A 21,190-nucleotide genomic window follows, 5' to 3' on the forward strand; every position below is an offset into this window, starting at 1 on the left:
CTGCCCGCCCCCGCTACCCCTGCCGGCCGCCGCCCGGCCCGGGGCTCGCCGAGGCGGCGAAGCCTGTCCGCAACCGGCCACGCCGATCCTTCAACAGACCTGCCCCCACGACGAGTTCGAGTACGCCGAGCCCCTCGACCGCCGAAAGGCGGACCGTCGACGACGGGCAGCGGATCACCGTTGCCGGCCGCCGCCCCCGCCAAGGCGGCCGAGCTGGGTCTGGAACCAGTCGAGGCGGGCCTGCAGCAGAGCCGCCTCCGCGATGAGCTCGGGCACGCCGAGCCCCTCGGCCGCTCCGAGGCCCACCGGTGTCCGCGCGCCACCGCTGTCGGCCACCACCCTCAGCCCCTCCCCGGCCACCACTCGCAGCCCCTCCCCGGCGAGCCGTGCGAAGGCGGCGAGCGAGAGGGACGGGCGGCCGTCGACGCAGCCCGCGCAGGAGGGAGCCAGGGCGAGCCAGCCGGGGCGGCCCCAGCCGGCGTCGGCCAGTGCCGCGGCGACAGTGCCGCAGGCGCAGGAGCCGACCGTGACGGTCCGTACCCGCTGGCGGGCGTAGCGGAAGCCGCGCTCGAAGCGGATATAGGCGCCGAGCACGGAGACCTCAAGGAGGACCGCCGCACGGTGTTCGGCCGTGCACAGCAGCGCCTCGGCCGCCACCCGGTCATGCACACAGTGGAAGCCGCAGTCGCAGCGGCGGTGCGGTGCCCTGTGGCGCAGGCCGTAGACGCAGGACGCGTCGGCCAGCACCCCGTACGGGAGCGCGCCGCCGAGCGACACACCGGTGAACCCGGCCCGGGTGCCGTCCTGGGACAGCACCGGGTGGGCGATCTTGTATCCGGTCGGCGGCTCCGTCGGGCGTTCCTCCGGAAGCCGCAGCCTCATCGGGCCGCCGGAACCTCTTCGGGAGCGGACGCCTCGGCGTTCCCGGCGTTCCCGGCGTTCTCGATCTCCTCGGGCAGTTCGAACTCTTCCTCGTGGATACGCGGCTGCTCCTCCGCGACTCCGGTGGCCAGTGCCTTGCCGAGCTTCATGACGCCTCCATGGACTGATGCCGGTCACCGTCCTGGCCATGGTGACTCATGACGGGCGAAATGGACATAGGGCCTGGTCAGCCCGCCATGCCGAACCAGTGCTTATCAATATCTCGTAGAAGATTTAAGTGGAGCTTCACTGTCGTGTGGCCGAAACTGAGAGCATGACGACGACCGCGCCCTCGGTGCCACCCTTCGGCCGCGCCCTGTGCGCGATGATCACGCCCTTCTCCGAGGGCGGCGCCCTCGATCTGGACGGGGCGCAGCGGCTCGCCGACCACCTGGTCTCCCGGGGCTGCGACGGGCTCGTGCTGTCCGGTACGACGGGCGAGTCGCCGACCACCACGGACGCCGAGAAGGCGGCACTGGTCGAGGCCGTACGGGAGGCGGTGGGCGACCGGGCGTCGGTCGTGGCGGGCGTCGGCACCTTCGACACCCGGCACACCCTGGAGCTCGCCCGTGAGGCCGAAAAGGCGGGCGCGGACGGCCTGTTGGTGGTCAGCCCGTACTACAGCAAGCCTCCGCAGGACGCGCTGGAGGCACATTTCCTGGCCGTCGCCGACGCGGTCGGCCTGCCGGTCACGCTGTACGACATCCCGGGCCGCACCGGCACCCGCATCGAGCCCGACACGATCATCCGCCTCGCCGAGCACCCCCGGATCGTGGCGGTGAAGGACTGTTCCCACGACTTCCTCGCCGCCCAGAAGGTGCTCGCCCGCACGGACCTGGCGTACTACGCGGGCTGCGACGAGCACAACCTCGCCCTGTACGCGGTGGGCGGCGCGGGCTACATCAGCACGGTCGCGAACGTTGTACCGGAGCAACTCCGCGCGGTCCTCGACGCGTTCGAGGTGGGCGACACTCCCGTGTCCGCCCACCTCCAGCAACGCGCCACGCCCCTCATCGAGTCGATGATGTCGGCGGGCCTGCCCGGCTCGGTCACCGTCAAGGCCCTCCTGGGCGAACTCGGCCTGCCCGCCGGCCCGGTCCGCGCCCCGCTGCAGCCGGCCGGCCGCGAGGCGGTCGACGGGCTGCTGGGGGCGTACGAGCAGCTCATGGCGGGCTGACCGATCAGGGCTGGGCGAAGACCGGCTCCCAGCGTCCGGCGGCTCCGTCGTTGCCCTCGCGGAAGCCGCTGAGCGGCACCTCCTTGTTGCTGCCGATGGTGACCATCTCTTGTGACGCGTGCGGCCGCCCGCGGTCTATGCCTGTGCCGGCGAAGAATTTTCCAGCGGCCTCGCACCCGTCGTGCCGTACGTTGGTGCCGTGAGCCGCCCTCTGCTCTTCCTCGACGTCGACGGCCCTCTCAACCCGTATGCCGCAAAGCCCGAGCGACGCCCCGAGGGCTATACGACGATCAGGGTGGCCCTGCATCCCGGCCGCGCGCTGCGGGTGTGGCTGAGCCCCTCCCACGGACCGGCACTGCTGGCCCTCGACTACGACCTGTGCTGGGCCACGACGTGGATGGACGCCGCCAACCGCTGGATCGGCCCCGTCGTCGGCCTGCCCGAGCTGCCGTATGTCGACTTCGGTGAGGGCCTGTTCGCCTTCCGCCCCGACGGGGTGTACTGGAAGACGGAGGCCATCGTGCGGTACGCGGAGGGGCGGCCGTTCGCCTGGGTCGACGACGAGCAGGGCCCGGCGGACCAGGAGTACGTGGCCGCCCACCATTCGGGGCCCACTCTGCTCCACCATGTGAGCCCGCGCCTGGGCCTGCGCGAGGGCGACTTCACGGCCCTGGCCCGGTTCGCGGCAGAGCTGCGGACATGACCGGGCGCCCTCCCGCCTGTCGGCAGAAGGGCGCCCGTGGTCGTCGTACCGCTCAGTTGTGGCTGTGCAGGATCTCGTTCAGACCGCCCCAGACCGCGTTGTTCGGGCGGGCCTCGACCGTGCCGGTGACCGAGTTGCGGCGGAAGAGGATGTGGGAGGCGCCGGAGAGTTCACGGGCCTTGACGATCTGCCCGTCGGGCATGGTCACACGGGTGCCGGCCGTGACGTACAGGCCGGCCTCGATCACGCACTCGTCGCCGAGCGCGATGCCGACGCCCGCCTCGGCGCCGACCAGGCAGCGCTCGCCGATCGTGATGCGGACGTTGCCGCCGCCGGAGAGCGTGCCCATCGTGGAGGCGCCGCCGCCGATGTCCGAACCGTCACCCACGACGACGCCCGCGGAGATACGGCCCTCGACCATGGACGTGCCGAGCGTGCCCGCGTTGAAGTTGACGAAGCCCTCGTGCATGACGGTGGTGCCCTCGGCCAGGTGCGCGCCGAGCCGTACGCGGTCGGCGTCGGCGATCCGGACGCCCTTGGGGGCGACGTAGTCCGTCATGCGCGGGAACTTGTCGACGGACGTCACCTGGAGGTGCAGCCCCTCAGCGCGGGCGTTGAGCCGCACCTTCTCGATGTCGTCGACGGCGACCGGGCCGAGCGAGGTCCAGGCGACGTTGGCGAGGAGACCGAAGATGCCGTCCAGGCTCTGGCCGTGCGGCCTGACCAGGCGGTGCGAGAGCAGGTGCAGGCGCAGGTAGGTGTCGTGCGTGTCGATCGGCTTCTCGTCGAGGGAGGAGATGACTGTGCGCACCGCGACGACCTCGACGCCCCGGCGGGCGTCCGGCCCGATCGCCTTGGCCGCGCCCTCGCCGAGCAGCTCCACGGCCTTCTCGGCGGACAGCCGCTCGGTGCCCGACGGTCCGGGCTGTTCGCTCAGCTCGGGCGCGGGGAACCAGGTGTCGAGAACAGTGCCGTCGGCGGCGATCGTGGCGAGTCCGGTGGCCACGGCGCCGGTGGTGCGAGGAGCAGTCGTGTCGGTCATGAGGGAATCTTAAGGCCTGTCGCTGGGGGTCTATGGAGTCCACCCAGTCTGTGCAAGTCCACGTCAGCGCCAGTTTTTCCGTCTCGCTCCGTACAGTCCGTGAGATCTGTGTGAGACCGCGTGAGACGACGAAGCCCCGCCCGGCAGCACGCCAGGCGGGGCTTCGGCTTGTTCAGATCAGGACCGGCGCCAGGTACGCCACGGGCGGGTGATCACCTCGCGGAAGGTGTGGTGGGACGGGTTCTTTCCGCAGTGCTTCAGCACCCAGAACTGCCCCTCTGCGAAGTCCACTGAGGCTTCCGAGGACTCCCCGCACACCGCGCACTTCATCGCGTACGTGGTCGGCTCCGCGTCCGGCTCACGGTCCGGCTCCAAGGTCCATGTCTCGTGCCGAATCACTGCGCGCACGCTCATCCCCGTTCCGTCTCGCGAAGCTCGGCCCATACCCGTTTTCCCCATGGCAGCGCGTCCGTGCCCCAGCGGTGGGTCATGGCGTCCACGAGCCACAGGCCACGTCCCCCGGCGGCGTCGTCATCGTCTTCGTCTTCGTCGTCGGGATTCCGCAAGGTCGGGAACACCTGGGATCGGTCGACGACGCCGATACGAACTAGCCCAGGGGCGGGCTGAGTGACCGTGACCCTGATGACGCTGGCTCTCGCGTGCCGCACGGCGTTCCCCACCAGCTCGGAGACGATCAGAGCGCCATCGTCGGCCAGATCGTCAAGACCCCAGACGCCGAACGCGACGCGGACCAGGTTCCGGGCGGTGGCGGCGCTCTCCGGCTTGCGCGGCATGGTCTCGGAGTATCCGGGGCGCCCGGTAGGGCGTGCTGTGGTGGTCATCAGGCCTCATTGGGGAGCGGGAGAGCGGCGGACCGTCAACCCATGCAACCGAAGGGTGGAAAGAGGCGGAGGAGCCACGCAGGGGGCCAGGGAGGGGCCAGACTGGATATCGAAGGGGGCCAGCATGACGAGCACGGAGCGGCGTAAGCAGTTCGGCGCCTACCTCGCGAGCCTTCGGCGGCGCTCTGGCCGCTCGCAGCGGCAGCTTGCTGGCGCGCTCTGCGCAGCTTCCGGCACACAGTCGATCACCCGCAACGAGGTCTCCCGGTGGGAGCGCGGGGACCGCGTCCCGGACGTCTGGCTTCCCGCCCTCGCGCAGGTGCTCGGGGTGCCGCTGACCGAGCTGGAACAGGCCGCCACGTACGCCCGAGGGGACAGCCTGGCGAGGCTTCCAGGCATCACAATGACCCTCGCGGACCTGCTGCCCAACGGGGACGCGCTGGAGGCTCTGGCGGCCCCCGGAGGGCGCCGGATCAGCACCACCACCGTGGAGGGTCTGGCGGCCCGCGTCCACGGCCTCCGGCTTGCCGATGACGTGCTGTCCGGTGGTGACCTGATCGGGCCCGCCTTCCGTGAACTACGGTGCGCCGTCCGGCTGTTCCAGGAATCCGGCCACTCCGAGGACACCGGCCGCGCGCTGCTGGTGCAGATCGGGGAGCTGGGACAGATCGCCGGTTGGATCGCCTCGGACGCCGGGCACGCCGAGGACTCGGAACGGGCGTACCGGCTGGGGATTTCGGCCGCCCGGCAGGCGGGCGATGCGGTGCTCGTGGCGCAGCTCGCGGGCAGTCTCGGCTACCACCTGTCGAACACCGGCCGCGAGCGCGAGGGTCTGGAGTTGGCGAAGGCTGCTGTGATGGAGGCCGGGCCGGACGCTCCGGCCGTGACGCGCGCCTTGTTCATGGATCGCGTGGCGTGGGCCCACACACGTGCAGGCGAGCCGCAACCGGCCCTTCGGGCACTCGGGGAGGCCCACGCAGCCCTGAGCGCCACAGACGGCGCTCCGGCGCCCTCGTGGGCGTATTGGGTCAGCCGCGAAGAGCTGGAGGTCATGGACGCCCGCGTGTTCACCGAGCTGCGCCGCCCGCTGCGCGCGGTGCCGCTGCTACAGGACGTGTTGGGACGCTACGACGCCACTCACGCCCGTGAGGTGGCGCTGTATCGCTCGTGGCTGTCGGTGGCCCTGGCGGACGCCAACGAGCCTGAGCAGGCCGCCGAAGAAGCCCGGCAAGTCATTGACGCGTCCGGCGACTTGTCCTCGGAGCGGACGGCGGAGCGTACCCGTACGGTGCTGCGCCGCCTGAAGGAGTACGAGGACGTGCCCGAGGCGCGTGAAGTGCTCACGGACTACGGTCACCTGCTGCTCGTGTGACCGGTGGGAGGTCGCGGATTCGCTAGTCCGGCTCGTTCGCATAGAGCGCTCGTAGGTGATCGCCCAACCTCTCCTGGATCGGCCTCAGAGCAGCACTCATAGCGGCGTCGTTCTCGAATGTGCGGTCCGTCCATTCCCGAGCGTCAGACGCCAACTGCCGGTCTTCCAGCCGCGCGAGCAGGGCATGCATCTGAATCGTTGACGCCATCCCTTCTCGGCGGGCCTCGTCGCTCAGCCGCGTGGTCCTTGGCACGCGCCGGATATTGGCGTACACCTCCAGCGCCCGCTGGAGATCCATGTAGGTCTCACGTCGAAGCGTCACCCACTCCGCCCGATAGCGAGCCTTGGCTTCTTGCTCGGCAAGGAATCGGTCACGCCTGAGCGCACGGCCGTCCGAGAACTTCTGAGCCAGCAAGGTGCCAAAACTGCCGAGTATCACGCCAACGAGGGGCGCGATCGTCTTCCACCATTCCATCGGCGGATGGTAGCTAGAGCCGGACGTCGCAGTTGGCGCTTCTTCGACATCTGCAGAAATCGGCAGCTCACGTGAACTGCCGCTTCATTGTGTCCAGGTTAGGTGGTCGTGCCGGGGTCGTGGTCACCATCGGTGAGTTCAGGGGAAGGCAGAAGTTCGGGAGTCCCCTCGGAACTGGGTGGCACTCCGAACTGATACAGGGCCGCTGTACCTAGGATGTTGTCTCTCGTCGCGGGATCCTTGACCTGCTCTACCAGCCAACTCGCCTTCTCGAACTGATCATCGGCGTTGACTTGCGCTTCGACACGTTTCACATGTTCCGACACCTTGTCGCGGGCCTGTCGCGCCTGTCGATGCCACGCGCCACCGGCGATCGCCACGGCTGTAGAGATGATGCTCGTAACCCACTTGGCGCCCTGACCGCTTCCATGGAAAAGCGCAAGCACTGCCGCAGCCAAGGCAATGACGGCCGCCACCGCTGCCACCCCGAGGCTCAGCCAATAAGCGAAGTTGGCCTGGGTCCGCTCTTCCTGTAGCGCACCAAATACGAACTCCGCACGCTTGTCTGCGACGGTAGAGGACTTGGCACCCCGCTCTGACCCTTGCTGCTCGAAGACGAGCCCTTGGTTCTCAGCGACGACATGCCCCGTGTTGAATACGGCATGCGAACCACCAGTCACAACGATGCTCTGGGCTGACACATAGTCTGTGAATGACAGCCTGCTGACCAGGCGTTCTTGCATTCCCGTCAGGCTATGCATTTCGCGCTCGACGTGTTCCCGTTCATCGACTGTCAGTGACGGGTCGTCGAAGAGCGCCTGTTGCCTCTGCAAGCGCTCGTCGATCCTGCGAAGCTCTTGCCGTATGCCCGCCGCCTCGTCCGCTGACGCCTGCATTGCCTCGGCACTGCTCGTCTCGTCGTCCGCCATGATCGCCCGATTCCCCGCTACCTGCCACGTGTTGAGCTTTCAAGGGTAGCGTCGGCAGCGTGGTATCGCTCCGGCTCACGAATGGCACAGTAGCGAGCCGCAGCCCCGGAAGTACGCGGCTCTCGCCCCGGCCTGATCAGGAGCCACCGGCCGCGAGTTCCGACCGCTCCTCGGCGGCCAGGCCCCGGAGAAGACCGGCCATCACGTCCGGCACACGCGCCCGCTGAGCAGCCGTCAACTCCAGCGCGTCCAGAGCCCGGTTCATGGCCTCGAACATGATCTTCGTCTGTACCTCGGCGATCGTCACCAGGCGCTCGTTTACACCCATGCGGGCCGCGAGGTCGCACATCTTCAGCAGCCGGTCCCGCTCCTCGCCGTACAGACGCACCCAGCCGTTCACGGCCGCGCTGTACGTGGTGTCCACACCGGGGAACTCCCCGCCCTGCCGCTCCACTTCGGAGGTCATGCCCCACACCAGGGCCTCGGCCTCGGTCTCCTGGACACGCTCCAGCAGCCACGCCACATGGCCGGACGCCTGCCGGATGAGCCGGGAGACGACGACCGCCGGGTCTTCGGCCGGACCATCCACGTCGCCGTAGGTGCGCAGGAACTCGGCCGTAGCTTCCCGGCGTTGCGCGGCGGCCCGCACCTGCGGCGCTGCACCACCGTGCATCCGGCACACCGTGGCCCCGGTGACCGCCATACCCCGGCACCGGCCACCCGACCGCGTACGTGCCGTGCAGCGGCCGTCGCCGGGCGCCTCCGGGCCGCTTGCGCCGCTGTTGGCCGCCGGGACGCGCGCATGGGGTTGATCGCCTCACTCACGATCTTGCTCCTCTGCTTCTCGTCGGTCCCCAGTGCGAGGACCGCAGTTCGGGGTTCGGGGGACCTGTTCACCTGTTCACTCCTGCGGAGTGTGAACAGGTTGAACAGGTAGGTCCCCGGCTGTTCTGAACAGGGCTGAACAGGTTGAACAGGTGGTCACCTGACCTGCGGTGATACCTGTTCAGACGCTTGAACAGGTCGGAGTCTCAGACCTGTTCAGAACAGGGGTCGGATCCCAAGATCGTCTGAACAGGTCCGGCGGCCTTCTCAGCGTCCCCGAGCACGTAGCCCTTGACCCCGAGGCGGACGATCCGCCCGGCCTTCTCCAACTCCCCGAAGGCCGCCGATACGGCGGTGTTGTGGGTCTTCTCCGGCTTGTACGTCCCCGCGCGGAACCGGGCCTGCGATACCGGCTCGGGGTCGGACTGGCGGAGGTGCGCGAGGATCGCGGCCTTCAGCGGCGCCGTCTTGTCCGGGTCGCGCGGCGCGTGCTTCAGCGGCACCAAGACCACGGACGTGAGCAGGTCACCGTCCTCGTCAGCCAAGCCGTCCAAGACCACCTGGAAGGGCTGGAACACCTTGTCCGGCAGCTCCTCGGTGTCCTTCTGCTTCTCCACCCCGAGCGTCACCGTCGTCTCGTTCAACTCCTTGCCGTCCCGCTTCACGGACAACTCGGTATCCATCGCGCCCTTCACCGCCGATGCGCCCCGCGAGCGGTCGGCGTTGTGCCCGGTGTGGTGCACCAGCCAGACGCACGCCCCGGTGGCGGCCTTCAACCGGTCCACCAGGGCCACGACTTCGCCCATGTCGGTGTTGCTGTTCTCGTCCACACCGACCGTGATGCGAGCCTGCGTGTCCAGAACCACCAGCACGGGGCGCAGCCGCTCGCAGGCCACCACCAGCGCGTCCCACTCGGAGCCGGTGACCTGGACAGGGCGGGGCAGGAACTTCAGGTCCGGGCCGATCTTCTTGCCGTGGTGCTGCTGCCAGGCGGCGCCGCGCTTCCACACACCGGCCGCGCCCTCGGCCACGATGTAGACCACCGGACCGGCCTCAACGCGGTGCCCGTGCCAGTCCCAGCCGTTCGCCACATGGATAGCAACGTCCAGCGCCAGGAAGGACTTCATGGAGCCGGAGGCGCCGTACATGCGCGCCACGGTGTCCCGGTACAGGTAGCCCTTCAGCACAGGCCGGGCCGGAGGGAAAGCCGCCAGATCGTCCAGCGTCAGCAGTTCGTCCAAGAGAGCGGCAGCCCGGTCCTCCACGGCCTCCGCGTCGGCCTGCTCGTGCTGTCGGGCCTCGGTGTCCCAGATGGACCGCATGGTCTTGGTCAGGACGGCTTCACCGATCGGGTCGGCGGACGTCGCATTGGCGGCACGCACCATGTCCGAGTACCAAGACCAGCCGCGCGGCGGGGCGAACTTCCAAGCGTCGGCCGCGTAGTGCCCGGCGACCGCCGTAAGCCAGTCATTCCCGCGCCCAGGATCGTCGGCGGGGAGAGACAGCAGGTCGGAGAGCTGTGACCCCCAGCCGGCGAGTACCACGCTGCCAGCCGTACCGGACCCCGTAGCGGGCTCAGCCGAACGGGCCTTCTCCGCCACCCAGCCGGGGAGCGGCGCCGGGTAAGCGTCGTGAAGAACCGTGTAAACGCTCTCGGTCTTCGACCCCGGCACCATCACGTACGAGTTCGGACCCGTCTTGAAGTCCACGGCCTCTCCGAGGGAGTTGGCGTACCCGTCCGCCTTCCCACCCACCTCCCCGTCCGGAAGCTGGAAGACCATCTGGAGCCCTCCCCGGCCCGTCCGGTACGTCCGGGTGCTCGGGGTGTCCTGAGCGGCGCTCAGTGCCTCCCAGGTGGCCTCTCCGGGCTTCCCTTCGGCCACGTCCACGTCAACCACGGCGCGGCCGGTGAGGGTCTGCCCGAAGTTCAGCCGTCCGTGCTGCCCCCACTTGATCCACCACATGCGAATCGCGTCCGGGTCAGTGGTGGCGTCCTTCGAGCCGTGGTCGTTGCGCGGGTGCTTGCCGGGCGACTTGCAGCCGTAGTTACCGCAGGTGCACCCGTCCTCGGTCACCCGGTGGCAGGGGAAGACCTTCACGCCTTCCGCCGCGAGCGCCAGGGCCGCCGCCAGCAGGCCGTCAGGGTCCGACAGGGCGCCGTTCCCAGCATCGGCGGACTCGGGTGCCAGCGGGGGCAGTTCGGGGTGCTTGGCGCCCTTCACGTACTTCACGACCGGCCCCCTGCCTGAGCCTCGAACAGCTCCAGCAGACGGCGCCAGAAGACGGCCCACGGGTCATCAGGGGTCTCTACCGGCTCGGGCGGGGTCACTTCCACGGCGACCCCTCCTCGGTCTTGCGGGTGGCGATGGCGACCGTCAGCGCGGTCATGGACTGGCCGGTGGCAATGGCGACCGCACGCAAGTCGTCATAGGACTCGCGGATCAGCTTCGCCTGGTACTCCTCATCCGTGATCGACGGTTTCCAGGCGTGCCCCTCGCGAGCGCTGGACTTGATCATTTCGATCTCCCTTGAAAGTCGATGTGACTCGCGTGCCGGGCGAGAGGGGGATCGGTTTCGCGGACCGGGAGACCAAGCGGGAGGGGCGGTATCCTGAAAGGGCTACCGGGCTCTCGATCGGGTCAGGTCTGCACTTCGTCAGTCGGAGCGGTGTCCCTTGGGCGGACACCGCTTCGGTGTTTCCGGGGTCAGGACAGCGGGAGGATCAGACAGTCGCGGGCGTGCTCCCGAGCCGCCGTCAGCGGGTCGGCGTCGGCGTACCCGCCGCCGCATCCCTCGCAGTGGAACCGGTCGTCTTCGACCCTCACGCGCGCCCCGGTGTGCCGGGCACGGACGACGATCTGGACTTCAGTCTGCTTCGTCATGTCAGGCGCCCACGTTCCGGACGACGGTCCCCGCGCGGCAGGCCGCCGCGTGGTCGTTGGCGTCGGCGTAGGACTTCTCCTGCCAGCCGAAAGAGCGGTCCTGCCGGGTCTGGCACCCGAAGCAGAAGACGAACGTCCCGCCGTCGTCGGGCGACTCGAAGACCGAGACGAGATTCCCGCCCACGCTCTGATAGTTGCGGAGCAGAGCGTCCGCGCGGCCGGGTGCCGCGTCCTCGTCCCGGACAAGCGAGACCTCGTGGAACCGCACGGGCCGGTTGCCATCACCGAGCCCGGTGACCACCTCGTTCGCGAGGCTGGTGATGAGCTGGTCCGCCATCGGGTCGCCCGTGTTGGGCACGCCTCCGACGATCGTCGGAGCTTCGTCCCGGTCGTGAGAGTGATACGCGAACTGCATGATCGTCTCCTAGCTGAAGTGATCGGGGGCGAACAGGCCGGTCCTGCTCGCGGTGGTGTGGCTGGTCGCGTGCTTGCGGCCGTGGTCCTCGCCCTCACCGCGTGCGGTGCACGCGGAGCAGGACCAGACGCGTTCGCCGGTGTCCGGATGCGTCGCCGTCTCCACCCGGCCGCCGCCATCGGCGGTGAGGTAGAAACGGCTATCCAGGGCCGTCATGTCAGGCCGCCACGAGGGCGGAGACCGGGGCGGGCGGCTGGGGGTCGGGCTCGCCAGACAGCACCCGCACGAGCGAGGCGGTCAGGAAGACCTTCCGGCCGCTGCCCAAGGCCAGGAACTTGACCGGGCACGCGCCCTGCTTCAGCAGCTCATAGATGTGCGCCCGCGAGATCCCGAGCGCTCGGGCGCACTGCTCGGCGCTGATGGTGGCGGGCCAGTCTTTGACCTCTGCGAGCGTCGGCGCGACCTTCTTACGTACAGAAGTCTGCATCCGTCTATCCCCCTCGGATTGAGTGCGGGAATTCTTTCTCTATCCATAAGAGTCTCACGTTCCGAGAGGTGCTCTTCGCCTGAAAGTCGCAGCTCAGAGGTAGCGTAGGTAGCTTTGTACGCCTGGTACTTCATCACCGACCTGCACCTTTTCGGCGACCTGTAGGAATGCACAGACTTTCAGATAATGCATGGCGCGTTTAAACGACACTATTCAGCAGCTATGCGTCTGACGCAGGTCGCAGTACTATGCTGCTATGCCATCCCAGAAACGTCCGCCGGGGCCGTACACCCGGCACGTGGCCGAAACCATCCGTGACCTGCGTGAACAGGCAGGGCTCAGCACCACTGAAGTGGCACGACGCCTCACCGAAGCAGGGCGGCCCACGCACCAGACCACCATGACGCGGCTGGAGTCCGGCAATCGCGCCATCACCGTGGACGACGTGGCCGCCCTCGCGGCCGTGTTGGGTGTCCGGCCTGCCGCCCTGCTCCCCGGCATGCCGCAAGACCCGGACTGCGCCTGCCGACTGAACGGCCACAGCTACGACAGCCGCGAAATCACCGGCCCCGGCCCTCGCGTCTGCAACGACTGCCAAGCAATCGAGGAGAACTGATCATGCCCACGATTAAGAAGCTCCCGCCCAACAAGTCGGGGCAGGTCAGATACCGCGCCGTGGTGGACATCGGCGACGACGCCGAGACGGGGAAGCGGCGCCAGATCACGGTCACGCGCAACACTTCGAAAGAGGTCAAGAACGAAATAGCGCGGCTCACGAATGAGCGCAGCAACGGCACGCTCGTGGCCCCGAGCAAGATGACCCTGAACGAGTGGCTGGACAAGTGGCTGGAGCGGCGCGCCCCGGACATCGAAGCGAGCACGCTCAACGGGTACCGCAACGCCCTCATGCACGCTCGCGAACGGCTAGGCTGCCTGCCGTTGCAGGACATCACGGAAGAGGACGTGATCGCGTTCGCGTCCTGGCTGCTCGCGGGTGCCCGCCGCCGTGGTGGCCCGGCCGGAACCGGCTTGCGGGCGTCCAGCGCGGCGGGCGCACTTCAGAGGTTCCGAGAAGCACTCGACTACGCAGCGGTGCGCAAGATGATCAACGCGAATCCCGCGATGTACGTGCACCTGCCCAAGTTGGCCGTCAACGCCGACCAGCAGGCGCACCCGCCCGTGCTCCCCTGGGACGAGACCGAGATCCGGGCGTTCCTCGTCGGCGTGCGCAGTGAGCGCCTGTACGCGCCGTTCCTGCTGTCCCTGATGGGCCTGCGGCCCGCAGAGGTCTGCGGCCTGCGGTGGTCGGACATCGATCTGGACGCGGGCACCCTGGCGATCACGAACACGCGAACCATGATCGGCAATGCCGTCACCATCGAGAAGGGCACCAAGACCGCAGCGGGCACGCGTACCCTCCCGCTCCCCGATCCCGTGCTGCACGCCCTCATGGCGTTCCAGTTGCGGCAGAGCACGGAACAGCATGACGCGGGCGAGGCGTACACCCCGAGCGCGTACATGTTCGTGGACGAGTTGGGGCAGCCGCTGACCACCCGGCACCTGCGGTACTACACGTACAGGCCGTGCGCACTCTCGGGCTGCGTCGCGTACGGCTGTACGACGCCCGTGCGGCATGCCTGACGCTGCTGGCCGTCTCGGGCGTGCCGGACATCGTCATCGCGGCGTGGGCGGGCCACGCTGCCGTTGAGGTCACGCGGAAGCACTACCTGAAGCCTGGGGTGGATGCGCTGCGGCAGCATTCGGGCCCGCTATCGGCGGCTTTCACCTTCGATGTGTGACGAGTGTGAGAGATGATCTCTCAACACCGTCTCCGACCTGGCAAAAGACCCTTTTGGTTAGAACATGAGGGCAACCTAACCGGCAGGAGGGCACGGAGGCCAACCGCCGGGGACGGTGTCTCAGGTACCGGGCCGCCGCGCCGGGCGGGGGCCGCCTCGACGGCCGCAGCGTTCACGGCGTCGCCGAGCCACCGGCGGCGCCTGCCATGACCCGCGCCAGCATCTCGCGCGTGAAGCGCTCGTCGTACGGCGCCCCCGTCAGCAGCACCTGCAGACAGATGCCGTCCATCAGCGCGACCAGCGCCCGCACGGTGACCGGGTCGGTGCGCCGGGCGAGCCGGCAGGCCAGGTCCTCGGCCCACTCGGCGGCGACGGGGCGCAGGGCGGGGCGGCGCAGGGCGGCGAGATAGAGCTCGTACTCCAGCTCGACGCCCGTGCGGTCCCCGGACAGCCACTCGCCGAGGATCTGCGCGAGGTCCGTGGCCAGATCGCTCCCGGTGTCCTCCAGGGCACCGTGCGCGGCGACGACCTTGGCGAAGCCCTCGTTCGCCTGCCGCAGCGCCGCGACCATCAGTTCGTCGAGGGTCTTGAAGTGGTACGTCGTCGAGCCGAGCGGTACGTCCGCCTCGGCGGCGACCGAGCGGTGGCTCAGGCCGGCCAGGCCCTTCTCCCCCACGACCCGGATGGCCGCGTCGGTGATCCGCTGGCGGCGGTCGGGGTCGTAACGGCGGGGCATCAGTGCGCGCCTCCCAGGTTGAGCACCACGACCCCGACGATGATCAGCGCGATCCCGGCGGCCTTCTGAACGGTCATCTGCTCCCCGAGGAACACCATCCCGATCGCCACGATGGCGGCGGTGCCGAGGCCGGCCCACACCGCGTAGGCCGCGCCGACCGACATGGTCTTCAGCGTCTGCGCGAGCAGCGCGAAGGAGACGCCGTATCCGGCGAGCGTCAGCAGCGACGGCCACAGCCGGCTGAAGCCGTCGCTGAACTTCATGGCGGTGGTGCCGCCCACCTCGGCGGCTATGGCCGCGAGGAGCATGAGGAATGCCATGCGTACGAGTGTACATAACGGCGTTCGCGCAGCAGCCCCGGCGACCACCGACCCCGCCGGGCAAGGGCCGCCACGCCACCGACCTCGCGACTGCAGCGAGCAGTCGAGCACGACCCAACTCCGCCTCGTGCAGCCGGATATGACTGCGCGTCAGCCACAGCCGTCGGCATGTTCCGTCCACCGCCCGCGCGCGCAGGACGCCCAGCGCGCCGCCACAGGCCGGTGCCAGGTCTTGCGGGCGGGTTCCGCCACGCGAGCGAGGGACAGGCGTCGGATCGGCGACCCGCGCTCGACCCGCGCGGTCACCCGCCCGCGCCCACGCCCGGCCCGGGCAAGCGCTGTCCCGTTCGCTCCGCGGTCCACACGCCGAGGCCTGCCGGCCATCCTCACCACGCCAGGCCGTCGCCGGCCGGCAAGCCGGGACGGGAGCGGCGTTGAGTGGCAGATGTGAAGGGCGAGGCTCCACTTGAGGAAGTCCAATCCTCATAGAAATCGCTCGCTGAAACCACTCCCCGCGTCAGCCCTGCTCCACTAGGGTTTCAGCGCTCACTCACCCCACTCTCACATCCCCGGCCGCCGCCTCGGGCGCCGCTGGAGGAACAGCGCATGCCAGACACCACCCCCGAGCCGTCCCAGAACAAGCCCTGGGAGAACGGCTGGGCCCCCGACACGTCCCGGGCCCCCGGCACCCGAAGACTCTGGCTGGCCGGCGTGCTGGCCCTGGCCACGATCGTCGCCTGCGTGACGGCGATCACCGTGATGGACCACGAGAAGGACGATCCGGTACGGGCGTCGCCCTCGGGCTCCGCAACGGTCCCTGGTCTGATCTCCTACGCCACCCCGTCCACCGCCGACGCCACGACGCCCGCCGGCCGGAGCGGCCTGTCGTCCACCAGGACCAAGGCGTCCCCCGCAGCCAGCCCGCACGAGTCCGCGAACGGTGGCGCGGGGGCATCCAAGCCGCCCACGTCCCACGCGAGTTCACCCGGTCGCCCCAAGCCGTCGGCCACCTACAGGTCCGTCCGCTCGGTGAACTACCCCGACCGCTACTGGCACGTGAGCGGCGACTTCGTGAAACTGGACCCGATCGCCTCCGCCCCGGCCCGCCGCGACGCCACGTTCAAGCTGGTCAAGGGCCTGTGGAACGCGTCCTGTTACTCCTTCGCGACGTCGGACGGCACCTACCTCCGCCACCGCGACTTCGTCCTGCGCTCCGAACGCAGCGACGGGTCCCCCCTGTTCGAACAGGACGCGACGTTCTGCCCGCGGACCTCGTCGTACTCGGGCGCGGTCATGCTGGAGTCGGCGAACTACCCGGGCCGCTTCCTGCGCCACCAGAACTTCCAGCTCGAACTGGACCCGTATCAGCAGAGCGATCTGTTCCGGGCGGACTCGGCGTTCCGGTTGGTGGACGGACTGGCCTGAGCCGGGGCGTGCTACGCGTCACGGAAGGCGATCAGCGAGGTCTTCGGCCGCAGTACGCAGAACTCGTTGCCCTCGGGGTCCGCCAGCACCACCCAGCCGGCCTCGTCGCCCTGCCCGATGTCGACCCTGTGTGCGCCCAGTGCGAGGATGCGCTCGACCTCGGCCCCCTGGTCGTCCGGGGCGAGGTCGAAGTGCAGCCGGTTCTTGACGTGCTTCGGGTCCTCGACGGGCATGAAGCAGATGCCCGTCGGCGCGAACTCGTCCCGTCCGATGACGACTTCGCGTTCCCTCTCGGACAGCACCTTCCAGTCGAGGACCCGGCACCAGAAGCGGGCGAGTCCGGGAAGGTCGTGCGCGTCGACGACGAGGTGATGCAGCGAAACGGCCATACCGGAGAAGGTATGGCCGTTTCACGGGTGCCGCAGATGTTTTCCGGGTGCCTCAGACGTTGAAGCCCAGCGCCCGCAGCTGCTCCCGCCCGTCGTCCGTGATCTTGTCGGGGCCCCACGGCGGCATCCAGACCCAGTTGATGCGCAGCTCGTTGACGAGGCCGTCCGTGGCGGACTTGGCCTGGTCCTCGATGACGTCCGTCAGCGGGCAGGCCGCCGAGGTCAGGGTCATGTCGAGGGTCGCGATGTTCGCGTCGTCGATGTGGATGCCGTAGATCAGGCCGAGGTTGACGACGTCGATGCCCAGCTCGGGGTCGACGACGTCGTACAACGCCTCGCGGACCTCTTCCTCAGAGGCCGGCTTCATCTCAACGGTCTCGCTCATGCCGTCTTCCTTTCGGCGTCGGCGCCCAGCGCCTGGGCCGTCGCGTCCTTCCATGCCATCCAGCTGAGGAGGGCGCACTTCACCCGGGCCGGGTACTTGGAGACACCGGCGAACGCGACCGCGTCCTCCAGTACTTCCTCCATGGCGTCGTCCGGCTCGATCCTGCCCTTGGACTGCATCAGCTCCAGGAAGGTCTCCTGGACCTTCTGGGCGTCCGCCAGGTCCTTCCCGACGAGCAGTTCGTTGAGGACGGATGCGCTGGCCTGGCTGATCGAGCAGCCCTGGCCCTCGTACGAGACGTCCTCGATCCTCGTGCCGTCGTACTTCACCCGCAGGGTGATCTCGTCGCCGCACGTCGGGTTCACGTGGTGCACCTCGGCGTCGCCATCCCTCAGACCACGCCCGTGCGGGTTCTTGTAGTGATCCAGGATGACTTCCTGGTACATCGAGTCCAGCTTCACGCGGACAAACCTCGCATCTCTCAGCTCACGCCCTTCAGCCGAAGAAGTTCCGTACGTGCTCCAGGCCGTCGACCAACGCGTCGATCTCGGCCGGCGTGGAGTACAGATAGAACGACGCTCGCGTGGTCGCAGGAATTCCGTAGCGCAGGCAGACCGGCCGCGCGCAGTGGTGGCCGACCCGGACCGCGATGCCCTGCTCGTCGAGGACCTGGCCCACGTCGTGCGGGTGGATGTCGCCGAGCGTGAAGGAGATCGCGGCGCCCCGGTCCTCGGCCGTGGTCGGGCCGATGATCCGCAGGTCGGGAACATCCCCGAGGCGCTTGACCGCGTACTCCGTGAGCGCGTGCTCATGGGCGAGGATCTTGTCCATGCCGATCGAGGACAGGTAGTCGATCGCCGCGCCCAGACCGACCGCCTGCGCGATCGGCGGGGTGCCCGCCTCGAACTTGTGCGGGGCGGGAGCGTATGTCGACGAGTGCATCGACACCGTCTCGATCATCTCGCCGCCGCCGAGGAACGGAGGCAGGTCCTCCAGGAGCTCCTGCCGTCCCCAGAGCACGCCGATACCCGTGGGGCCGCACATCTTGTGGCCGGTGAAGGCCACGAAGTCCGCCTGCAGGGCCTGGACGTCCAGCGGCATGTGCGGGGCGGCCTGCGAGGCGTCGATGCAGACCAGCGCGCCGACCTCCTGGGCGCGGCGGACTATCGCGTCGACCGGGTTGAGCGTGCCGAGGATGTTCGACACCAGCACGAAGGAGACGATCTTCGTCTTCTCCGTGATGATCTCGTCGATGTTGGAGAGGTCGAGGCGGCCGTCGTCGGTCAGTCCGAACCACTTCAGCTTCGCGCCCGTGCGCTGCGCGAGCAGCTGCCACGGGACGATGTTGGAGTGGTGCTCCATCTCCGTGATGACGATCTCGGTCTCGTGGTCCACCCGGTAGGGCTCGTCGGCCCAGCCGAGCATGTTCGCCACGAGGTTGAGCGACTCGGAGGCGTTCTTGGTGAAGATCACCTCGTCGCGGCTCGGCGCGTTGATGAACGCGGCGACCTTGTCGCGCGCACCCTCGTACAGCGCCGTGGCCTCCTCGGCGAGCACGTGCACACCGCGGTGGACGTTGGCGTTGTAGCGCTCGTAGTACTCGTTCAGGGCGTCGAGCACCTGGCGCGGCTTCTGCGAGGTCGCCGCGTTGTCCAGGTACACGAGCTTCTGGCCGTCGTGGACCTGGCGGTCCAGGATGGGGAAGTCCTTGCGGATCGCCTCTGTGTCGAGGAGGCCCGGCAGCTGTGTCACGCGGATACGCCACCCTTCGTGTATGCCTCGTAGCCCTCGTTCTCCAGCTTGTCGGCGAGCTCCGCGCCGCCGGACTCCACGATCCGGCCGGCGGAGAACACGTGGACGAAGTCAGGCTTGATGTAGCGCAGGATGCGCGTGTAGTGCGTGATCAGCAGGGTGCCGACCTCGCCGCTCTCGCGGACGCGGTTGACGCCCTCGGAGACGACGCGAAGGGCGTCGACGTCGAGGCCGGAGTCGGTCTCGTCGAGGATCGCGATCTTCGGCTTGAGCAGTTCGAGCTGGAGGATCTCGTGGCGCTTCTTCTCACCGCCGGAGAAGCCCTCGTTGACGTTGCGCTCGGCGAAGGCGGTGTCCATGTTGAGGCGCTCCATGGCCTCCTTGACCTCCTTCACCCACAGGCGCAGCTTGGGGGCCTCGCCGCGGATGGCGGTGGCGGACGTACGGAGGAAGTTGGAGACCGAGACGCCAGGGACCTCGACCGGGTACTGCATCGCCAGGAACAGGCCGGCGCGGGCGCGCTCGTCGACGGACATCTCCAGGATGTCCTCGCCGTCGAGGGTGACGCTGCCGCCGGTGATCGTGTACTTCGGGTGGCCCGCGAGGGAGTAGGCGAGGGTCGACTTGCCGGAGCCGTTGGGGCCCATGATGGCGTGCGTCTCGCCCTGCTTCACGGTGAGGTCGACGCCCTTGAGGATCTCCTTCGTGGCGTTGTCGGCCTCGACGGTGACGTGCAGGTCGTGGATTTCAAGCGTTGCCATGGGTGCCTCAGGACTCCTGGTTGAGGGAGACGAGAACGTCGTCCCCTTCGATCTTTACGGGGTATACGGGGACGGGGCGCGTCGCGGGAAGGCCGGACGGCTTGCCGGTGCGGAGGTCGAAGCTGGAGCCGTGCAGCCAGCACTCGATCTGACAGTCCTCCACCTCGCCCTCGGAGAGCGAGACGTTCGCGTGGGAGCAGATGTCGTTGATCGCGAACACCTCTCCCTCGGTACGGACGACGGAAACCGGCGTGCCGTCGATTTCCACCCGCTTGGGGGTGTCCTCCTCCAACTCGCCCAGTCCACAGGCGCGTACGAAAGCAGCCATCAGACCGCCGCCTCCAGCTCCTCGTCGATCTTCACGAGGAGGCGCTCTTCGATGTCGTCGACACCGATCTGCTGGACGAGCTCGGCGAAGAAGCCGCGGACCACCAGGCGACGGGCCTCGTCGGCCGGGATGCCACGGGCCATCAGGTAGAAGAGCTGCTCGTCGTCGAAGCGGCCGGTCGCCGAGGCGTGGCCGGCGCCGACGATCTCGCCGGTCTCGATCTCCAGGTTCGGAACCGAGTCGACCCGGGCGCCGTCGGTCAGAACCAGGTTGCGGTTCATCTCGTAGGTGTCCGTGCCCTCGGCCTTCGCCTCGATGAGGACGTCGCCGATCCACACGGCGTGCGCGCCGTCGCCCTGGAGCGCGCCCTTGTAGGCGACGTTCGACTTGCAGTGCGGGGTGTTGTGGTCGACGAGGAGTCGGTGCTCCTGGTGCTGGCCGGCGTCCGTGAAGTACAGGCCGAACAGCTCGGCCTCGCCGCCGGTGCCGGCGTAGGAGACGCGGGGGTGCAGGCGTACCACGTCACCGCCGAAGGTGACCACGAACGACTTGAAGGTGGCGTCCCGGCCGATCAGCGCGTTGTGCTGGCCCACGTGCACGGCCTTGTCGTCCCAGTCCTGGACTGAGACGACGGTCAGCTTGGCGCCGTCGCCCAGGATGTAGTCGACGTTGGCGGCGATCACCGCGTCACCGGTGTGGTCGATGACGACGACGGCCTCGGCGAAGGCTTTCAGCTCGATCACCTGGTGGCCGTAGGCGACACCGCCCTCGCCGTGCACGGCGATGCGGATCGGCTCGGTGAGGACCGTCTCCTTGGGGACGGTGACCACACCGGCCTTCTCGAACGCCGAGTAGGCCTGGGCGGCGACGCGGTCCACCGGGGCACCGGCCCTGCCGAGGCGCGCGTCGTCACGGTCCACCTGTTCGACGGTGACGCCCTCGGGAGCCTCGACGGCGACCTTCACGGCCTCGCCGGTCGCGACGGCGGTGCCGTCGTGCAGCCCGCGCAGGCGCTCCAGCGGGGTGAACCGCCACTCCTCCTCGCGGCCGTGCGGGACCGGGAAGTCCGCGACGTCGAAGGACGGGGGCGCGCTCATGCGCGTGGCGACGGTCGACTCGGCGGCCACCGCGATCTGGCCCGCGGTGGTGGACCCCACGGGTGGGGGTCCCCCCGCCCGAACGGAGTTGAGGGTGGGGGAGTTCTGAGCCTCAGCCATGGCTGTCG

General features: G+C 68.7%; 29 protein-coding genes and 1 pseudogene. 7 read left to right on the plus strand and 23 right to left on the minus strand.

The features are described from left to right. Positions 1-174: 174 nt before the first annotated feature. Both OOK07_RS09755 and OOK07_RS09760 read right to left on the minus strand, forming a co-directional pair. Positions 175-882: a hypothetical protein gene (locus OOK07_RS09755; RefSeq protein ID WP_266795947.1), complete on the minus strand. Its 708-nt coding sequence runs from the start codon at positions 880-882 to the stop codon at positions 175-177. Next, positions 879-1,031: a hypothetical protein gene (locus tag OOK07_RS09760; protein ID WP_266795949.1), complete on the minus strand. Its 153-nt coding sequence runs from the start codon at positions 1,029-1,031 to the stop codon at positions 879-881. The genes OOK07_RS09755 and OOK07_RS09760 overlap by 4 nt, the downstream gene beginning before the upstream one ends. A 164-nt stretch (positions 1,032-1,195) precedes the next feature. On the opposite strand from OOK07_RS09760, the gene dapA reads away from it, so the two are divergent. Both dapA and OOK07_RS09770 read left to right on the plus strand, forming a co-directional pair. Continuing rightward, positions 1,196-2,098, plus strand: a complete 903-nt coding sequence (gene dapA, locus OOK07_RS09765; protein WP_266795950.1) for a 4-hydroxy-tetrahydrodipicolinate synthase — start codon at positions 1,196-1,198, stop codon at positions 2,096-2,098. Positions 2,099-2,297: 199 nt separating this feature from the next. Continuing rightward, entirely contained in the window at positions 2,298-2,801 is a 504-nt protein-coding gene (locus OOK07_RS09770; RefSeq protein ID WP_266795952.1) for a hypothetical protein, read from the plus strand. A gap of 52 nt (positions 2,802-2,853) precedes the next feature. Here the strand turns inward: OOK07_RS09770 and dapD are convergent, their stop codons facing one another. The 3 genes from dapD to OOK07_RS09785 all read right to left on the minus strand — a co-directional run bounded on the left by dapD (position 2,854) and on the right by OOK07_RS09785 (position 4,685). Then, positions 2,854-3,843: a 2,3,4,5-tetrahydropyridine-2,6-dicarboxylate N-succinyltransferase gene (gene dapD / locus OOK07_RS09775; protein ID WP_266678836.1), complete on the minus strand. Its 990-nt coding sequence runs from the start codon at positions 3,841-3,843 to the stop codon at positions 2,854-2,856. Positions 3,844-4,020: 177 nt separating this feature from the next. Continuing rightward, entirely contained in the window at positions 4,021-4,257 is a 237-nt protein-coding gene (locus OOK07_RS09780; protein ID WP_266795954.1) for a DUF7848 domain-containing protein, read from the minus strand. After that, complete coding sequence (locus OOK07_RS09785; RefSeq protein WP_266795955.1) at positions 4,254-4,685, minus strand: ATP-binding protein; 432 nt, start codon at positions 4,683-4,685, stop codon at positions 4,254-4,256. Before OOK07_RS09785 ends, OOK07_RS09780 begins: the two co-directional genes overlap by 4 nt. 124 nt (positions 4,686-4,809) lie before the next feature. On the opposite strand from OOK07_RS09785, the gene OOK07_RS09790 reads away from it, so the two are divergent. Beyond that, positions 4,810-6,057, plus strand: coding sequence for a helix-turn-helix domain-containing protein (locus OOK07_RS09790; RefSeq protein WP_266795956.1), 1,248 nt, complete (start codon positions 4,810-4,812; stop codon positions 6,055-6,057). Between the two features lie 22 nt (positions 6,058-6,079). Here OOK07_RS09790 and OOK07_RS09795 read toward each other — a convergent pair whose 3' ends face one another. The 9 genes and pseudogenes from OOK07_RS09795 to OOK07_RS09835 form a co-directional block, all read right to left on the minus strand. Further along, positions 6,080-6,532 (minus strand): hypothetical protein, encoded by a 453-nt coding sequence (locus OOK07_RS09795; protein ID WP_266795957.1) that lies wholly within the window; start codon positions 6,530-6,532, stop codon positions 6,080-6,082. A 98-nt stretch (positions 6,533-6,630) separates the two neighbouring features. Beyond that, positions 6,631-7,461 (minus strand): TRADD-N-associated membrane domain-containing protein, encoded by an 831-nt coding sequence (locus OOK07_RS09800; protein ID WP_266795958.1) that lies wholly within the window; start codon positions 7,459-7,461, stop codon positions 6,631-6,633. A gap of 136 nt (positions 7,462-7,597) precedes the next feature. Then, positions 7,598-8,191, minus strand: a pseudogene (locus OOK07_RS09805) (putative phage terminase small subunit); the annotation flags it as partial. 301 nt (positions 8,192-8,492) lie between these two features. Next, a complete protein-coding gene (locus OOK07_RS09810) occupies positions 8,493-10,517 on the minus strand; it encodes an AAA family ATPase (protein ID WP_266795960.1) in 2,025 nt (674 codons plus the stop codon). Between the two features lie 94 nt (positions 10,518-10,611). Beyond that, positions 10,612-10,803 carry a hypothetical protein gene (locus OOK07_RS09815; protein ID WP_266795962.1) on the minus strand — a complete coding sequence of 64 codons (192 nt, stop codon included), beginning with the start codon at positions 10,801-10,803 and terminating at the stop codon, positions 10,612-10,614. Between the two features lie 188 nt (positions 10,804-10,991). Next, positions 10,992-11,168: a hypothetical protein gene (locus OOK07_RS09820; RefSeq protein WP_266795964.1), complete on the minus strand. Its 177-nt coding sequence runs from the start codon at positions 11,166-11,168 to the stop codon at positions 10,992-10,994. A gap of 1 nt (position 11,169) precedes the next feature. Then, positions 11,170-11,583: a hypothetical protein gene (locus OOK07_RS09825; protein WP_266795965.1), complete on the minus strand. Its 414-nt coding sequence runs from the start codon at positions 11,581-11,583 to the stop codon at positions 11,170-11,172. A 9-nt stretch (positions 11,584-11,592) separates the two neighbouring features. Beyond that, positions 11,593-11,799, minus strand: coding sequence for a hypothetical protein (locus tag OOK07_RS09830; RefSeq protein WP_266795967.1), 207 nt, complete (start codon positions 11,797-11,799; stop codon positions 11,593-11,595). A gap of 1 nt (position 11,800) precedes the next feature. Further along, positions 11,801-12,070, minus strand: a complete 270-nt coding sequence (locus OOK07_RS09835) for a helix-turn-helix transcriptional regulator (RefSeq protein WP_266795969.1) — start codon at positions 12,068-12,070, stop codon at positions 11,801-11,803. Positions 12,071-12,368: 298 nt separating this feature from the next. Here OOK07_RS09835 and OOK07_RS09840 point away from each other — a divergent pair, with 298 nt between their 5' ends. From OOK07_RS09840 to OOK07_RS09850, 3 genes are read left to right on the plus strand one after another with little or no spacing between them, the layout of a single operon-like run. Beyond that, positions 12,369-12,686 (plus strand): helix-turn-helix domain-containing protein, encoded by a 318-nt coding sequence (locus tag OOK07_RS09840; RefSeq protein ID WP_266795970.1) that lies wholly within the window; start codon positions 12,369-12,371, stop codon positions 12,684-12,686. Between the two features lie 2 nt (positions 12,687-12,688). Then, on the plus strand, positions 12,689-13,711 hold the full coding sequence (locus OOK07_RS09845) for a tyrosine-type recombinase/integrase (protein ID WP_266795972.1): 1,023 nt from the start codon (positions 12,689-12,691) through the stop codon (positions 13,709-13,711). A gap of 20 nt (positions 13,712-13,731) precedes the next feature. After that, positions 13,732-13,869, plus strand: a complete 138-nt coding sequence (locus OOK07_RS09850; RefSeq protein WP_266795973.1) for a hypothetical protein — start codon at positions 13,732-13,734, stop codon at positions 13,867-13,869. A 172-nt stretch (positions 13,870-14,041) separates the two neighbouring features. Here the strand turns inward: OOK07_RS09850 and OOK07_RS09855 are convergent, their stop codons facing one another. Then, positions 14,042-14,605 carry a TetR/AcrR family transcriptional regulator gene (locus OOK07_RS09855; protein ID WP_266678838.1) on the minus strand — a complete coding sequence of 188 codons (564 nt, stop codon included), beginning with the start codon at positions 14,603-14,605 and terminating at the stop codon, positions 14,042-14,044. Then, positions 14,605-14,925, minus strand: a complete 321-nt coding sequence (locus OOK07_RS09860) for a DMT family transporter (protein ID WP_266678845.1) — start codon at positions 14,923-14,925, stop codon at positions 14,605-14,607. The genes OOK07_RS09855 and OOK07_RS09860 overlap by 1 nt, the downstream gene beginning before the upstream one ends. A gap of 606 nt (positions 14,926-15,531) precedes the next feature. Between OOK07_RS09860 and OOK07_RS09865 the strand changes: the two genes are divergently transcribed. Beyond that, complete coding sequence (locus tag OOK07_RS09865; RefSeq protein WP_266795974.1) at positions 15,532-16,350, plus strand: AbfB domain-containing protein; 819 nt, start codon at positions 15,532-15,534, stop codon at positions 16,348-16,350. Positions 16,351-16,361: 11 nt separating this feature from the next. Here OOK07_RS09865 and OOK07_RS09870 read toward each other — a convergent pair whose 3' ends face one another. From OOK07_RS09870 to sufD, 7 genes are read right to left on the minus strand one after another with little or no spacing between them, the layout of a single operon-like run. Beyond that, positions 16,362-16,739 (minus strand): VOC family protein, encoded by a 378-nt coding sequence (locus tag OOK07_RS09870; RefSeq protein ID WP_266795976.1) that lies wholly within the window; start codon positions 16,737-16,739, stop codon positions 16,362-16,364. A gap of 52 nt (positions 16,740-16,791) precedes the next feature. Continuing rightward, positions 16,792-17,124: a metal-sulfur cluster assembly factor gene (locus OOK07_RS09875; protein WP_102911749.1), complete on the minus strand. Its 333-nt coding sequence runs from the start codon at positions 17,122-17,124 to the stop codon at positions 16,792-16,794. Beyond that, a complete protein-coding gene (gene sufU / locus OOK07_RS09880) occupies positions 17,121-17,585 on the minus strand; it encodes a Fe-S cluster assembly sulfur transfer protein SufU (protein ID WP_266678851.1) in 465 nt (154 codons plus the stop codon). The genes OOK07_RS09875 and sufU overlap by 4 nt, the downstream gene beginning before the upstream one ends. 34 nt (positions 17,586-17,619) lie before the next feature. Further along, entirely contained in the window at positions 17,620-18,876 is a 1,257-nt protein-coding gene (locus OOK07_RS09885) for a cysteine desulfurase (protein WP_266678853.1), read from the minus strand. Next, positions 18,873-19,637 carry a Fe-S cluster assembly ATPase SufC gene (gene sufC, locus OOK07_RS09890; protein ID WP_266795977.1) on the minus strand — a complete coding sequence of 255 codons (765 nt, stop codon included), beginning with the start codon at positions 19,635-19,637 and terminating at the stop codon, positions 18,873-18,875. Before sufC ends, OOK07_RS09885 begins: the two co-directional genes overlap by 4 nt. A 7-nt stretch (positions 19,638-19,644) precedes the next feature. Continuing rightward, entirely contained in the window at positions 19,645-19,965 is a 321-nt protein-coding gene (locus tag OOK07_RS09895; RefSeq protein WP_266678857.1) for a non-heme iron oxygenase ferredoxin subunit, read from the minus strand. Further along, the gene (gene sufD, locus OOK07_RS09900) at positions 19,965-21,182 is read right to left on the minus strand and encodes a Fe-S cluster assembly protein SufD (RefSeq protein WP_266795979.1); all 1,218 of its coding nucleotides are present in this window, start codon (positions 21,180-21,182) and stop codon (positions 19,965-19,967) included. Before sufD ends, OOK07_RS09895 begins: the two co-directional genes overlap by 1 nt. Positions 21,183-21,190 lie beyond the last annotated feature (8 nt).

The sequence above is a fragment of the Streptomyces sp. NBC_00078 genome (genome assembly GCF_026343335.1).
Taxonomy (GTDB): Bacteria; Actinomycetota; Actinomycetes; order Streptomycetales; family Streptomycetaceae; genus Streptomyces.